This window comes from Rhizobium beringeri (genome assembly GCF_004306515.1).
Classification (GTDB): Bacteria; Pseudomonadota; Alphaproteobacteria; order Rhizobiales; family Rhizobiaceae; genus Rhizobium; species Rhizobium beringeri.
The window spans coordinates 348,546-363,292 of sequence record NZ_SILG01000001.1; the positions used below are offsets into that span (position 1 = coordinate 348,546).

Below are 14,747 nucleotides of genomic sequence, written 5' to 3' on the forward strand. Positions count from 1 at the left end.
ATTCAAAGTGCTGCAGCGCCCGTTGCGCGTCTGAACCGACGCGCAACGTAGTGCGGATCGAAAGCCTCACTCGGCCGCGAACGGCGCCGTGCGCGGCGGCAGCGCCGGAATGTCCATGTGATCGGGTGCAAGACCCTGCTTGGCACGCGCGGCCATGATTTCATAGGCCTGCTCCAGATGGTCGCAGAACCGTTCGGCATCGAAGAGCGGCGCGATATAGCGCTTCTCCTTGAGATGCGCCTTGTATTCGGCAATCCGCGCCGGGTTCTGCGCCAGTTCGACGGCAAGATCCTCATAGGCCTGCAGGTCGGCTGCAACGAGTTCGGGCAAGTCGATGGCCCTGAGCAGGCTCTCGCTGACGCGTGAGGCGAAGTTGGTGCCCTTGACGGTCAGGACCGGCAGGCCGCCCCAGAGCTGCTCCGAGGTGGTCGTGTGGCCGTTGACGGGGAAGGTATCGATGCCGATGTCGGCCGCCTGCTGACGGTCGATGTGCTCTTCGTAGGGCGCGCGCGGGCAGAAGATGATCCGCTTGGCGGAGATCCCCGCCGCCTGGAATTGCTTCAAGAGGTTCGCCTGGTTGCGCGGCGTGTTCGCCATCAGCCAGAGCACGCTGTTCGGCGCGCGCTTGAGAATGCGGCACCAGCTGTCGATCGTCTCCGGCGTGATCTTGCGGTTGCCGTTGAAGGACGCGAAGATGAAGGCGTCTTCCGGCAGGCCGAGCTGCTCGCGGGTGACAGGGCGTGGCTTCGGGCGATGCATCGGGTCGTTCGGCTGATAGCTCTCCGGCAGCCGGCAGAATTTCTCATGGTAGAAGGGCTTGGCCACCTCGGGCAGCACCGAGTGGTCGCCGATGACGTAGTCGAGATCGATATTGACCGTGCTGCCGGGGAAACCGAGCCAGCCGACATGCACCGGTGCGAGCGGCAAGTTGAAGGCCGACGCGCGGCTGCCCGAAGTATGGCCCTTCAGGTCGACCATGATGTCGATATTGTGCTCGCGCACCGCTGCCAGCATCCCCTGGTCGGAGAAGCCGTGAACGGTGACGATCCGGCCCCAGCGGCTGCGGTCGGTATTGTTGTGCTTGAGGTACTCAGGGCCTGTATGGCAGAAGAGCGTCACCTCGAACCGGTCCTTGTCGTGCAGTTCGAGGATGCGCTGCAAGAGCTTCATCGTCGCGTGGCGATCCCAGAAGTCCGATGACATGTAGCCGATCCGGATCTTGTCCGACCAGCTATGCGGCTGGTTGCGGCGGAAGGCCACCCGTTCCGGGTTGAGGGGGGTGGTGCCGATCGTCGCATATCGGTTGAAATCCTCGTTGCCGCACCAGTGCAGATGATAGAACGGGTTATCCTTGCGTAGGATCTCGACATCGCCCTTTGCGAGTGAGGCATCGATCACCGCCTGATGTTTGCTTGCCTCTTCGAACTCATTGAATTCGCGGGCGAAAACCAGATGCAGGAAGCGGAATGCGAGATTGCCTGGAAACCGCTTGAAGAGGTTGCGCGAGAGGCTCTGGTTGGTTGCGTCGTTCAGATCGTCGCTCAGAAGCAGGGCTGCCAACCGCATATGATCGGGATTGGCACTCTGCGACAGCACCGTCTTGAACGGGCGGATGATATCGCGCTGCTGCCGCTTCAGATAGATCGCGGTGATGATGAAGGCGAGTTCCGGGTCTTCCTGCGCCTTGCTAAGGTTTCGCATGGCGATCAGCAGAGCATCGTCCTCGCTGCCGGTTTCGTAGTGCAGCTTGGCCGCCTGCTTCTGGTATTCGTAGGAATTCGGTCCTTCACAGTTGCCGGCCAGGCCATAGGCTTTCGCGGCATCGGCCTTGAACCCGAGCTGCACGAGGTTCTTGGCCAGCAGCGCATAGGTCTTGGCGTCCTGCTGAATATCCATGAGCTGGTTGAGCGTCGCCAAGGACTGTGTGTAGCGGCCCATCTGGTAATCCTTGGATGCCGCAGAGAACGAAACTTTGCTGTTCAAAACCCAACTCCGTGAAGGAAATGTTCTGGCGTCGATCGCCGAGGCACGGACAGGCCGTCCTCCGCAAAAACGGGCGGATCGGTCCGATGGTGCTATCCCGGCGCCTGCCACATTGGCATTCGAAGCTTGCTTGAAACCGGTGCACTTGGTGAACCTCTGTTTTTGCGGGAAAATGCCGACTTTTGCCTAGGGAAAACGCTTGGTTTTCAAGAGAATTAGGATGCCAAGGAATATATTCAGCAAGCATTAACTATGCCCCGCGAGGAGCCGGCCTGGGGCCTGTATTTTTAAGGAGTTGGCAAGCATTGGCTGCGAAATTGCCCTGGACATGACGGGTTTGGGCCAAACAAAAAAGGCGCCGAGTAGCATGAAGCTGGTCCGTCATCGCCGGTACTATAGTCCGGTATGTCCTCCTTTTTGTATCTAGTTTTCCAGGGGACAGACTTATGACAAGCATTAACACCAATACTTCCGCACAGGCCGCTCTCCAGACGCTGCGTAGCGTCAACCAGGGCCTCAACCAGACGCAGAACCACGTTTCGTCGGGCTATCGCGTTGAAAAGGCTTCCGACAACGCTGCTTACTGGTCGATCGCAACGACCATGCGTTCTGACAACAAGGCTCTCTCGGCTGTTTCCGACGCTCTCGGCGTAGGCGCTGCCAAGGTTGATACCGCTTACACCGCAATGGACAGCGCCATCGACGTCGTCGGCGACATCAAGGCGAAGCTGGTTGCCGCGACTGAAAACGGCGTCGACAAGGCCAAGGTCCAGGAAGAAATCGGTCAGCTGCAGCAGCAGCTCCTGAGCATCTCTCAGTCGGCTTCCTTCAACGGCGAAAACTGGGTTGCCGGCGCTAACGGCACCAAGAGCGTCGTCTCCTCGTTCGTCCGCGACGGCTCCAACGCCGTTTCGATCAAGACGACCGACTACGTTCTCGACAGCGGCTCTGCGGGCAACGTTCTGTTCGGCATGAGCGGCGGCTCGGTCGAAACCTCCACGGGTATCCTCGGTACTTCGAATGGTGCGACCGGTTCTGTCTACGCAATGGACATCACCAACTTCACCGCCGGCCAGATCGCGTCGGCTCTGACCAACGTTGAAGCGGCTCTGAAGGCCATGACCAGCGCCGGCGCTGCTCTCGGTTCGCTCTCCAGCCGCATCGACGCCCAGGACGACTTCGTGTCTGCTCTCAGCGACTCGATCGACTCCGGTGTCGGCCGTCTCGTTGACGCCAACATGGAAGAAGAATCTTCCAAGCTCAGCGCCCTGCAGACCCAGCAGCAGCTGGCGATCCAGTCGCTGTCGATCGCGAACTCCTCTTCGCAGAACATCCTGTCGCTCTTCCGCTAAGACCGGTCGGCATAAGGTTTCCAAGTTTCGCGGCCGGGTCATCCCCGGCCGCGAAATGTTTTAATATAAGGTTAATGAAAAACCTTCTAAGCCTCAGATATTTTTAAGTAATTTCCGATCCTGATTTAGCTTTCTTTAACCATCTTGCTGTTTTCTAGGCCCATCGAAACGGCGAGTTAACCCTAACAGAGATGGTTAACAGGCATGATGCTGATCGCTGTGGGCCGGCCGAAAATCCGGAATGTCCCTTCTTAAGATCTGCCAACAAGGGGCAAGCAAACTATGACGAGCATCAACACCAATAACGCTGCAATGGCAGCCCTCCAGACTCTCCGTGGCATCAACCAGGGTCTCCAGGAAACCCAGGCTCACGTTTCGTCCGGCTATCGCGTCGGCAAGGCTTCCGACAACGCCGCTTACTGGTCGATCGCAACGACCATGCGTTCTGACAACAAGGCTCTCTCGGCTGTTTCCGACGCTCTCGGCCTCGGCGCCGCAAAGGTCGACACCGCTTACTCCGCCATGGACAGTGCCATCGATGTCGTCGGCGACATCAAGGCAAAGCTGGTTGCCGCCACTGAAAACGGCGTCGACAAGGCCAAGGTCCAGGAAGAAATCAGCCAGCTGCAGCAGCAGCTCATGAGCATCGCGCAGTCGGCTTCCTTCTCCGGTGAAAACTGGGTTGCCGGCGCTGACGGCACCAAGAACGTTGTTTCCTCGTTCGTCCGCGACGGCTCCAACGCCGTTTCGGTCGTGATGACCGACTATATTCTCGACGACAGCTCCACGGGCAACGTTCTGTTCGGCATGAGCGGCGGCTCGGTCGAAACCTCCACGGGTATCCTCGGTACTTCGAATGGTGCGACCGGTTCTGTCTATGCAATGGACATCACCAACTTCACCCTCGGCGAGATCCAGTCGGCTCTGACCAACGTTGAATCGGCTCTGAAGGCCATGACCAGCGCCGGCGCTCAGCTCGGCTCGATCTCCAAGCGCATCGAGCTGCAGGAAAACTTCGTGTCCGCCCTCAGCGACTCGATCGACTCCGGTGTCGGCCGTCTCGTTGATGCCAACATGGAAGAGGAATCCTCCAAGCTCAGCGCCCTCCAGACCCAGCAGCAGCTGGCGGTCCAGTCGCTGTCGATTGCGAACTCCTCTTCGCAGACCATCCTCACGCTGTTCCGCGGCTAATAACCCTCGGAAATATCGGCTCGCCGGTTTCCGGCGGGCATCTCGGAATCGAGCCGCGCTTCAATGGAGCGCGGCTTTTTTATATCCGTTAACTGTTGATTAACCATAATGCTGTCTTCTGCGGTCAACGAGACGGCGAGTTAACCAAATTTAAGAACCGGTTAACAGGCATGAGGCTGATCCCCGTTCCCGGTAGCTTCCCGGAATGTCCCTTTTTTTCATTTGCCAACAAGGGGCAATCATTTCATGACCAGCATCTTGACGAACGTCGCGGCGATGGCCGCTCTTCAGACACTCCGCGGCATCAACGACAGCCTTGAGACGACGCAGAACCACGTATCGTCGGGTTACCGCGTCGAAAAGGCAGCCGATAACGCCGCCTATTGGTCGATCGCAACGACCATGCGTTCGGACAATAAGGCACTTTCCGCCGTTTCCGACGCTCTCGGCCTCGGCGCCGCCAAGGTCGACACCGCTTACTCTGCCATGGACAGCGCCATCGACATCATCAGTGAAATCAAGGCGAAGATCGTCGCCGCGACCGAAAAGGGCGTCGACAAGACCAAGATTCAGGAAGAAATCGGCCAGCTGCAGCAGCAGCTCCTGAGCATCGCGCAATCGGCTTCCTTCTCCGGTGAAAACTGGGTTGCCGGCGCTGACGGCACCAAGAGCGTCGTTTCCACCTTCGTGCGCGATGGCAACGGCAATGTCTCGGTCAAGACAACGGACTACATTCTAAACTCGAGCTCCTCGGGCAACGTCCTCTTCGGCATGACCTCGACTGGCACGATCGAGACCAGCTCCGGCATTCTCGGCACATTAAGCGGCACGATCGGCTCGATCTACTCGATGGACATCAGCACTTTCGGCTCGGCTGAGATCTCCATGGCCCTGACGTCAATCGAGGCCGGTCTGGACGCGATGACCAAGGCTGCATCGCAGCTCGGCTCGATTTCCACTCGCATCGATCTGCAGGAAAACTTCGTCAGCGCGCTCAGCGACTCGATCGACTCGGGCGTCGGCCGCCTCGTCGATGCCGACATGGAAGAGGAATCGAGCAAGCTGACGGCGCTGCAAACGCAGCAGCAGCTGGCCATCCAGTCGCTGTCGATCGCCAACTCCAGCGCTCAGAACATCCTCACGCTGTTCCGCAGCTAAATCTGGCGCTGAAGCTGGACCGAATCTTGCGCCACCGTCTGGCAGCAAGCGAAAAGCCTCCCGGACCGCGCCCGAAATGGCGCGGTTCTTTCTTTTATATCAATGCTTTGGTTCGCATTACGATCGCGGCGCCAGGCTCAGTGCTGCGCTCTTGCCCAACAGGTTGTTATCGAGTTAACTTCGCCTCGAGTTGATTTGCTTTTGCGACACACCGGTAGAAACTCTGCCGGAGGCATGACGCCACTTCAGTCGCCGCCGGCAATCCGGCCTGCCCTTTCACCCCGATTCCGAGACCTGTCGATGACCGTTAAGATTACCAGCGCGGCCGCGGTGAATGCGCTTGCGGTGCTGCGCAGCATCAACAAAGAAGCCAACCAGACCCAGCAGCAGGTGTCCTCGGGATATCGTATCGAGACGGCCGCCGACGATGCGTCCTACTGGTCGGTCGCGACCGTCATGCGTTCGGACAGCACCAATCTCGGAACGATCGGAGATGCGCTCGGTCTCGGCGCTGCCAAGGTGGATGCGACCTACACGGCGATGGACTCGGCGATCGATCTCATCGGCCAGATCCGCGCCAAGCTGGTTTCGGCAAGAGAGCCTGGTGCCGATAAGGACAAGATCAACGCCGAGATCAGCGAATACAAGGAGCAGCTGCAGACGGTCGTCGAATCGACGTCGTTTGCGGGGGAGAACTGGCTGTTGAACGGCGACACCGCTGCGCCGCCGACATGGCAGGTGATCTCTGGTTTCGTGCGCGCTCCGACCGGCGAATATCAGGCCCAGACCATCGATTTCCCGTCGTCGCAGACCATCCTCATCGACAAGAACAATGCGAGCGGCGGCCTGCTGACCAAGTCGGTTGATGCCAATGCGATCAATAACAGCGGCACGACGTCGCGGAATTATTATCTGCTGAACGCCAGCTCCACCACGCCGGCGACAGGTACCGAAATTGCGATTGGCAAGAACACGACCGATGCGCAACTGACCGACATGCTTGACGTCACCGACTCGCTGCTCTCCTCGCTGACGACGACGGCCGCGTCCATCGGCGTGATGAAGACGCGCATCGACGATCAGATCGACTATATCGCCGATCTGTCCGATTCGATCGACAAGAGCGTCGGTGCGCTCGTCGATACCGACATGGACGAGGCTTCGATCCGGCAGAAGGCGATCGAAACTCAGAAGCAGATGGCTGTCGAAGCGATCTCGATTCTTAATACGGCCGCCAGCAAGATCCTGATCCTGCTGGAATAGGGGTGGGCGCGATCACGGGTGGCGGCGCCATTCATCCTCGCGCAAGTTTGACTTCCTAGTTTCCGGCATGAAGGCATCGTCCGAATCCGTGCCGGCGCAGGGTCAGGCCCTTGCCCGTTTCGAAGGGAGATGCCGGCGCGCAAGGTCACTTTGAGCGGGGGCGGGCATGCTGCATGCCTCCCGAATGCTGGATGGTTTTTTATGAGCATTTCGCTTTCCCGGTATTTGAAGGATTTCGGTGAACCGGAATCGTCAGCGCCGATCCTCGACATGGACGATTTCGGCGGCGACGCTTTCCCCGAAATGCCGAGCGAACCGGCGATCGACGTCGAGGCGGAGCGCCGCGAAGCCTATGCGGAAGGTCATGCCGCAGCGACCGTGAAATTGACTGAGAAATACGAACTCGAGGCGCGGATGCTGGCGGAGGTCCATGCGCGCGCACTCGAAGAGCTGAAGCTGCGTTACGAAGTCGAGGCGGCGGCGGTCATTGCATCCCGCATCCGCGATATTGCCGAAGAGGTGGCGCAGCTGGTCAGCGCAGGCGCTGCCGTCGCCATCGCGCCTGTGATGACCGAAGCGCTTGCCGCCAAGGCTGCCGAAAGCCTCGCCTCTCTGCTGCGTGACGCGATCCTCGAAGGCGCGGCCGGAGCGGTCGTCGTCAGGGGGCCGACCCGGCTTTTCGACATATTGAAGGCCGAACTCGGCGAACATGCCGAGGCGGTTCGCCACATTGAGACCGACGATATCGATCTTGCCGTCGAAATCGGTGAATCCGTCATCGTCACCCGTATGTCCGCCTGGGCAGCCAGCTTGAAGAAAGTTCTCGAATGAGCGAAGGCGAAAACCACCACCACGGCAAGAACGAGATCATCATCGTCAAGAGACATGGCGGCGGTGATCACGATGGCGCCCATGGCGGTGCGTGGAAAATTGCCTATGCCGACTTCATGACGGCGATGATGGCGTTCTTCCTGGTCATGTGGCTGGTCAATGCCGCCAACGAGGAGACCAAGGCCTCGGTCGCGACCTATTTCAATCCGATCAAACTCTCCGACGAAAAGCCGACCGAGAAGGGCCTGAAGAAGCCCGTCGACAACGCCGAGGGCGAGGAGAAGCAGGAGAAGTCGAAACAGAAGGAAGAAGATCCGAACGACGGCAAGGCTGCGGCCGATGGTGACGACCAGACATCGACATCAGGCGACCAAACCAATTATTCTGAGGCCGATTTCTTCGAAAATCCTTATTCGGTTCTGGCCGAGATCGCCCAGGAAGTCGGCCAGCAGGCCAATGTCAGCGCTAAGGGTGACGGCGGTGCCGCCGATTCCGGCCCGGCCACCGGCGCCGATGGCGGCGAGGCCTATCGTGATCCCTTCGATCCGGATTTCTGGACGAAACAGGTCGAGGTCACGACGGCCGGCAAGACGTTGCCGCCCGGCAAGAGCGACCAACAGGCGGTCGAGAGCGAGACAAGCGAGATCGCCAAGGTCGAGGATATGAAGCCGATACCGCTGACCACCGATCAGAAGGCCGCCAAGGAAACCAAAGAAACTAAGGAAACCAAGGAAACCAAGGGCGCGGTCGAAGCCAAGGACGGCAAGGCGCCGGCCGGCAAGTCGTCTGAGGACAAGAAGGCCGAAGCTCAGAAAGACGCCGATCATCAGAAGGATGCGGACAAGAGCGCCGCCGAGACCGAGCAGCAGCAGAAGGAAGCCGAGCAACTGCAGGCACAGATCGCCCAGCAGATCGGCGGTGTTGCCGGTAAGCTCGCCGAAGGCCTGACCGTGACGGCGTCCGAGGGCGGATTGCTGGTCAGCATCTCCGACCAGACCGACGATTCGATGTTCAATATCGGTTCTGCGGTTCCGCGCCAGGAGATGGTGCTCGCCATGGAAAAGATCGGCGCGATCCTGAAGGCGAGGGGTGGTGCGATCGCCATCCGCGGCCACACGGACGGGCGGCAGTATAAGGGCACCCAGAACGAGAACTGGCGGCTGTCGATGGATCGCGCCCAGAGCGCCTACTACATGCTTGTGCGCGGCGGGCTCGACGAAAAACGCATCTCCCAGGTCTCCGGCTTCGCCGACCGTCGGCTGAAGCTGCCGTCTGACCCGTTCAACGCGACCAACCGCCGGATCGAGATTCTGGTGCAGGCGGATCAAGGATAGTCGAATGGCGCGTCGGCAGCATCGCTACGTCGGATTTGTGGCCCTTGGCCTGGCGATGCTTTCGCCGGCCGCAGGCAATGCACAGGATCCGGATGATCTCGCGCCGTACAAGATGCTGCGGTCGCTGCAATTCGTGCAGGATTCCGTCGTCAGCGGCGATCATTCGGCCGGCGAGATGCAGCGCTTCATGCTTGGTACGATCGACGAACGGCTGCGCACCGTCGATCCTTCGACGTTCGACGACGACCGCAATGTCGACGCAGCGCTGATCTACGCGATGAGCGGCGGCAATCCCCAGACACTCGAATATCTGATTGCCCACGACGTCAACGGCTATTTCGACAACCGCGTCACCGATGTGCTGCGCAAATATCTGAGCGGCAAGGGGCTGCTCGTCGCCAAGACGCTGGAGGAGACGGCCAGGGAGTATCGCGACAAGAAGATCGGCCCCTATCTTGCGCTGATCGGCGGCAACGTGCTGATCGCGACGAAACCGACAGACGCGCTGGATCTCTACGACCAGGCGCGTCTTGCAGCACCGGGTACGATCGTCGAGGAGGCGGCGTTGCGCCGCTCCGTCGCCATCTGCGTCGACAAGGGGATGCTCGACAAGGGAATGGCCTATTCGCAGCGTTATATCAGACGCTTCCTGCATTCGCCCTACGCCAGCCAGTTCGCCGATCTTTTCGTCACACTTGTCGTCGGCCACGATCACGACGTGAAACCGCAGGACGTCGTCGATATCCTGTCCTTCATGGACGCTCCGCGCCAGCGCGAGGTCTATCTGCGCATTGCCCGCGCCGCCGCGATATCAGGCAAGCCGGAGCTGGCGCGCATGGCGGTCGGACGTGTGCAGTCGCTTGGCGCCGGCACCGACAATGCCTTCGGTCCGCTCGCGGATTTCTATGGCGGCATGGCCGGCCTTCCGACAGAGGATATCGACCGGGCGGCGAAGAATGTCAGCGGCATCGACGGCAACACACTTTCGCCGCGGGATCAGGCACTGCAGGAGGCGGCGCGATCGGTTGCCGAGCAGATCCTGCGCGCTCCCGACCCGGCAAGCTTGACGCAAGCCTCCAATCCTAACACTGATCATCAAGAAATCACTTCTGAAAAGGCTGTGGCAATAGCCACGCAATCGGGAGCGCCAGGCGCGCTTCCCGAGCCTGTTCCGGGAGGTGTGGCATCGACTGGCCAGGGCCAGGATACCGACCCCTCATTCAACGCATTTGTGACGACCAATCGATCCAAGCTCGACGAGATCGACGGTCTTCTGGCGCAGGAAGGCAACGAACAATGATGGATATGAGCGTCTCGGGCGGAGCCCCCGGTGCGGAGTCCGCCGCGATTGCGAAATCTGCGCGACCGGCCGGAAAAGACGATGCCGCCGGCCAAAAGCACGGCTTCTCCGACGCGCTGGCCAAGGCAAGCAACGGTACCGCCAATGACGAACCCGACGATGCGCAGCCGGATCAGGGCGTGGTTGCCGATGGGAGCGCCGACAAAGTGGCGCCGACGATCCGCGGCCGCGGCAGCGCAAAGCCGTTGATCGATCTTAGCGACGCCGCGCTGAAGGCGCAGGCTGATGTTCAGCCGGAAACGATCGTCAGTGTCGAAAAGGCCGCAGCAAAACCAGCAAAGGCTGAAGTCAAAATGCCGGCCGGTCTCGCCTTGGGCAAGATCGATCCGAAGGACCGTTCCGCAGATGAGGTCGCTCCGGCCGTCAAGGGCGCCAAGCACGCCAAGGGCGACGCATTGGAAACCGATACGGACAAGACCAGCGATGACGATGACGGCGGCATTTCGGATGTTCTCGGTCTGCTGAAGCAGGAACCCGCCGACGGTGCAGCGACTTTGCCGACGGCGGTAGCCGCGCAGCACGTGTCCGCCAAGGTCGATGAGGCTGGAACCGCCGACAAGAAACTCGACGGTATCGACGCCAAGATGGGCGGCCATGCGTCCGACGCCCTGGCGGCGGTCAGCGGTAACATCGAGAGCGGCAAGGCGGATGACATCAAGGTTCCCGGAGCGGAAAATGCCGAAGCTGCCGATGGCAAGACATTCAGGATCAGCCGCGCCGATGGCCGCGGCGTGTCGATGGATGTCCACATCGGTACCGATCAGGCCGGAGCGAAGGATGGCTCGAAGAAAGCCGATGTCGAAAACGTCTCGGTGCTGGAATCGCGCCGCTATATCGGCCTGATGCAGAATTCGAATTCCGCAGCCGTGACCGCTGCTCTCTCCGGCGATTCCGAATGGGCGCGCGCCATGGAGCCGAGCTCGGCGCTCTCCAACGCAGCCGAATGGACGAGCACCGGCAAGGTGGTCAATACGCTGAAGATCCAGATGAACCCGCTCGACCTCGGTCTGGTGACGGCGACCATGCGCCTGTCCGGCGATGCCCTGAACGTCGACCTCAAGGTCGAGACCGGGGCGGCTTACCGTCAAATGAAGGAGGATCACGGCAAGATTCTCGAAGCTCTGCGCAGCCAAGGCTACGCAGTCGAAAACGTCACCATCAGCATGGCGCCGGTCGAGCGTCCCGATGCCGGCAACCAGGCGGGCAGCCAGGCCTCCCAGCAGCAGTCGCTCCCCCAGCAGGGGCAGGGCGGCGAAGCGCGCGAGCGCCACAATCAGACGGCACAGCGGACGGACGGAGGCTTCAATGGCGCAGGCGAGACGGGTATTGAAGACGCTCGTGCTGGCGGCAACAGCGACACTGGCGGCGTTTACCTCTGAGGCGGTCGCTTCTACCGGCGCCTGCGAGCGCGAGATCCAGTCGGCAGCGGCCAAATATGGCATCCCGGAAGGCATCCTCTATTCGGTCGGTCTGACGGAGACCGGCCGCAAGGGCTCGCTCTATCCCTATGCCATGAACGTCGAAGGCAAAGCGATCTTTCCGCCCTCAGAGCAGGACGCGATGAGGCAGTTCGATGTCGCCCGCAACAGCGGCGCGAAGCTCATCGACATCGGCTGCATGCAGATCAACCACTACTTTCACGGCGAGAATTTCCGCTCCGCCGAGGAGATGTTCGATCCGCATCGCAACGTGGAGTACGCTGCGAAATTCCTCCGCAACCTGCATGACCGTCATGAGACGTGGACAATGGCGGTAGCCAGATACCATGCCGGACCCAACAACAATCCGGCACAGAAGCAATATGTCTGCCGCGTCATCGCCAATCTGGTCGCCACGGGCTACGGTAAATGGACTCCCAATGCGAGTAACTTTTGTGAAAATTGATTCAACCAAAGATGGAAGAGGCGCATTGTGACGAAACTGTGTCACAATGTGGCAGGAATCCGGCGTGAATCCTGTGCGCAAGCCATAATTAACCGACCGTTAACTTTTCCACGAAATTTTGGTGTGCATAAACTAGTGCACCCACTAGATATAGATCAAATCGCTACCCAGATCTTAATCAATTATTAGTTTCTGCCATTAACTTTAACGAGTTGTCGCCGATTCGTGCGATTCGTACCCATAGATCATCGAAGTGCCACACTGATTCGGAGGCGGACGAATGATCGTAGTGGTTGATGAGCGTGAGCTCGTGAAAGATGGATACACATCTCTGTTCGGTCGTGAGGGCATTCCCTCCACCGGCTTTGATCCAGCGGAATTCGGCGAGTGGGTACAGACCGCCGCCGATTCCGATATAGCTGCAGTCGAGGCCTTCCTGATCGGTCAGGGCCAGCGCAATTTCGAACTGCCCCGGGCGATCCGGGATCGGTCGATGGCGCCGGTGATCGCGGTCAGCGACCAGCACTCGCTCGAAAACACCCTTGCGCTGTTCGACTGCGGCGTCGACGACGTGGTGCGCAAACCGGTGCACCCCCGCGAGATCCTCGCAAGGGCGGCTGCGATCCGGCGCCGGCTGAAGGCGATCACCAATTACACAGAGATCGGCGGGATCCGCGTCTTCTCGGATGGCCGTGACCCCGAGATCAACGGCGAAGTCTTTGCACTTCCCCGGCGCGAGCGCCGCATCCTCGAATATTTGATCGCCAACCGCGGACGCCGGGTCACCAAGACCCAGATCTTCAACGCTATCTACGGGATCTTCGATGAAGAGGTCGAGGAGAACGTCGTCGAAAGCCATATCTCGAAGCTGCGCAAGAAGCTGCGCAAAAAGCTCGGCGTCGACCCGGTCGATTCCAAGCGCTTCCTTGGCTACTGCATTGATTGGGCCTGATTTTCTCGGCCGGGCGGCGGCGCCCGGCTGAACCTCAAAGTTGGCCTCGCAACTCGCCATGACAGACAGCTTCACGCAAGGCCCGACAAATACTCTCGTGCATAACAGGTAAAACGAGGTTTTCAGATGAGCATTTTCGGCAGCATGAAGACGGCAGTATCGGGGATGAACGCGCAGGCTAACCGCTTGAGCACCGTCGCCGACAATATCGCCAACGTTAACACCACCGGTTACAAGGCTGTGTCGACGAGCTTCTCGTCGCTGGTTCTGCCCTCCTCGGGCGGCAATTACAATTCCGGCGGCGTTCAGACCTCCGTCCGCCAGGCCGTTTCCGATCAGGGCGATATTTCCTACACCACCTCGGGCACCGACCTCGCAATATCGGGCGACGGTTTCTTCATCGTCCAGGGTGCTGACGGCACGCCGGTCCTGACCCGCGCTGGCGACTTCACCAAGGACGACGAAGGCAACCTCGTCAACGCCGCCGGCTTTCAGCTGATGGGCTATTCCTACGACTCCGGCGCTCCCGCCGTCGTCGTCAACGGCTTCGACGGCCTCGTTCCCGTCAACGTCAACCAGGATGGCCTGACCGCCATCGCTTCGACCTCGGGGGTCTTCAAGGGCAACCTCGATTCCAACGCCAAGATCGCTCCGGTCGCTCCCGCGACGCTGCCGAGCGCCAATGCCGCTACTACGACAACAGACACCAAGAAGGTCTCGATGGTCGCCTACGACCGTCTCGGCAACAAGGTGATGTACGACTTCTACTTCACGAAGCAATCCGTCGTCACGCCGCCGCCGGCAACACCCGCCACGGCTGCCACCTGGGAAGTGGCGATGTTTCGCAACGCCAATGCGGCGGTCGGCGGCACGACCTCCTTCCCCTACACCGCCGGTGGCGCTGTCGGCACCGGAACGCTCACCTTCGACGCCAACGGCAAGATGACCTCGAGTGGCGCCGTTAACATCGTCGATACGGTGACCGGGCAGACGATCGCCATGGATCTCTCGGGCTTCACACAGCTCGGCGCCGACTTCTCCGGCACGGGTACGCCGAACGGCCAGGCGGCGACCCCGGTCAAGGACGTCACGATCGACGGCGATGGCATCGTCTATGCCAAGTACGAGGATGGCAGCACCAAGCCGCTCTATCGCATTCCGCTGGCCAATGTCGCAAGCCCCGACAAACTGACGCTGATGAGCGGCAACGTCTACAGCGCCAACGGCCAGTCGGGCGTCACCGTCACCGGCTTCCCGCAGACCAACGGCCTCGGCACGATCAAGTCAGGCGCTCTCGAAGGTTCGAACGTCGACCTCGCCGGTGAGCTGACCGAGATGATCGAATCGCAACGCAGCTATACCGCCAATTCCAAGGTCTTCCAGACGGGGTCCGACATTATGGACGTCCTCGTCAACCTCAAGAGATAAGCAAGGTACCG

Annotated in this window: 12 protein-coding genes; 11 read left to right on the forward strand and 1 reads right to left on the reverse strand. The window is 60.1% G+C overall.

Translation table 11 applies throughout. The features are described 5' to 3' along the window. Positions 1 to 66: 66 nt before the first annotated feature. On the reverse strand, positions 67 to 1,983 hold the full coding sequence (locus ELH03_RS01870; protein WP_128401084.1) for an O-linked N-acetylglucosamine transferase, SPINDLY family protein: 1,917 nt from the start codon (positions 1,981 to 1,983) through the stop codon (positions 67 to 69). 446 nt (positions 1,984 to 2,429) lie between these two features. On the opposite strand from ELH03_RS01870, the gene ELH03_RS01875 reads away from it, so the two are divergent. The 11 genes from ELH03_RS01875 (at position 2,430) to ELH03_RS01925 (ending at position 14,736) form a co-directional block, all read left to right on the forward strand. Then, the gene (locus ELH03_RS01875) at positions 2,430 to 3,335 is read left to right on the forward strand and encodes a flagellin N-terminal helical domain-containing protein (protein WP_128401083.1); all 906 of its coding nucleotides are present in this window, start codon (positions 2,430 to 2,432) and stop codon (positions 3,333 to 3,335) included. Positions 3,336 to 3,617: 282 nt separating this feature from the next. After that, positions 3,618 to 4,526: a flagellin N-terminal helical domain-containing protein gene (locus tag ELH03_RS01880; RefSeq protein ID WP_047622530.1), complete on the forward strand. Its 909-nt coding sequence runs from the start codon at positions 3,618 to 3,620 to the stop codon at positions 4,524 to 4,526. Positions 4,527 to 4,772: 246 nt separating this feature from the next. Then, positions 4,773 to 5,684: a flagellin N-terminal helical domain-containing protein gene (locus tag ELH03_RS01885; protein WP_128401082.1), complete on the forward strand. Its 912-nt coding sequence runs from the start codon at positions 4,773 to 4,775 to the stop codon at positions 5,682 to 5,684. A gap of 300 nt (positions 5,685 to 5,984) precedes the next feature. Next, positions 5,985 to 6,947 (forward strand): flagellin N-terminal helical domain-containing protein, encoded by a 963-nt coding sequence (locus ELH03_RS01890; protein WP_130765922.1) that lies wholly within the window; start codon positions 5,985 to 5,987, stop codon positions 6,945 to 6,947. A 201-nt stretch (positions 6,948 to 7,148) separates the two neighbouring features. Continuing rightward, positions 7,149 to 7,778, forward strand: coding sequence for a hypothetical protein (locus ELH03_RS01895; protein ID WP_128401080.1), 630 nt, complete (start codon positions 7,149 to 7,151; stop codon positions 7,776 to 7,778). Then, a complete protein-coding gene (locus ELH03_RS01900) occupies positions 7,775 to 9,112 on the forward strand; it encodes a MotB family protein (RefSeq protein ID WP_128412734.1) in 1,338 nt (445 codons plus the stop codon). Before ELH03_RS01895 ends, ELH03_RS01900 begins: the two co-directional genes overlap by 4 nt. Positions 9,113 to 9,116: 4 nt before the next feature. Further along, a complete protein-coding gene (gene motC, locus ELH03_RS01905; RefSeq protein ID WP_128401078.1) occupies positions 9,117 to 10,412 on the forward strand; it encodes a chemotaxis protein MotC in 1,296 nt (431 codons plus the stop codon). Then, entirely contained in the window at positions 10,409 to 11,851 is a 1,443-nt protein-coding gene (gene fliK, locus ELH03_RS01910) for a flagellar hook-length control protein FliK (protein ID WP_128412735.1), read from the forward strand. Before motC ends, fliK begins: the two co-directional genes overlap by 4 nt. Next, positions 11,799 to 12,356, forward strand: coding sequence for a transglycosylase SLT domain-containing protein (locus ELH03_RS01915; protein ID WP_128412737.1), 558 nt, complete (start codon positions 11,799 to 11,801; stop codon positions 12,354 to 12,356). Before fliK ends, ELH03_RS01915 begins: the two co-directional genes overlap by 53 nt. Positions 12,357 to 12,636: 280 nt before the next feature. Continuing rightward, positions 12,637 to 13,308: a transcriptional activator Rem gene (gene rem, locus ELH03_RS01920; protein ID WP_003545558.1), complete on the forward strand. Its 672-nt coding sequence runs from the start codon at positions 12,637 to 12,639 to the stop codon at positions 13,306 to 13,308. A 126-nt stretch (positions 13,309 to 13,434) separates the two neighbouring features. Then, on the forward strand, positions 13,435 to 14,736 hold the full coding sequence (locus ELH03_RS01925; protein ID WP_018072584.1) for a flagellar hook protein FlgE: 1,302 nt from the start codon (positions 13,435 to 13,437) through the stop codon (positions 14,734 to 14,736). Positions 14,737 to 14,747 lie beyond the last annotated feature (11 nt).

What these genes read in the sequence shown, in the direction of transcription:
- ELH03_RS01875 (WP_128401083.1), top strand. Translation starts at nt 2,430, where the DNA reads ATGACAAGCATTAACACCAATACTTCCGCACAGGCCGCTCTCCAGACG.
- ELH03_RS01880 (WP_047622530.1), top strand. Translation starts at nt 3,618, where the DNA reads ATGACGAGCATCAACACCAATAACGCTGCAATGGCAGCCCTCCAGACT.
- ELH03_RS01885 (WP_128401082.1), top strand. Translation starts at nt 4,773, where the DNA reads ATGACCAGCATCTTGACGAACGTCGCGGCGATGGCCGCTCTTCAGACA.
- ELH03_RS01890 (WP_130765922.1), top strand. Translation starts at nt 5,985, where the DNA reads ATGACCGTTAAGATTACCAGCGCGGCCGCGGTGAATGCGCTTGCGGTG.
- ELH03_RS01895 (WP_128401080.1), top strand. Translation starts at nt 7,149, where the DNA reads ATGAGCATTTCGCTTTCCCGGTATTTGAAGGATTTCGGTGAACCGGAA.
- ELH03_RS01900 (WP_128412734.1), top strand. Translation starts at nt 7,775, where the DNA reads ATGAGCGAAGGCGAAAACCACCACCACGGCAAGAACGAGATCATCATC.
- motC (WP_128401078.1), top strand. Translation starts at nt 9,117, where the DNA reads ATGGCGCGTCGGCAGCATCGCTACGTCGGATTTGTGGCCCTTGGCCTG.
- fliK (WP_128412735.1), top strand. Translation starts at nt 10,409, where the DNA reads ATGATGGATATGAGCGTCTCGGGCGGAGCCCCCGGTGCGGAGTCCGCC.
- rem (WP_003545558.1), top strand. Translation starts at nt 12,637, where the DNA reads ATGATCGTAGTGGTTGATGAGCGTGAGCTCGTGAAAGATGGATACACA.
- ELH03_RS01925 (WP_018072584.1), top strand. Translation starts at nt 13,435, where the DNA reads ATGAGCATTTTCGGCAGCATGAAGACGGCAGTATCGGGGATGAACGCG.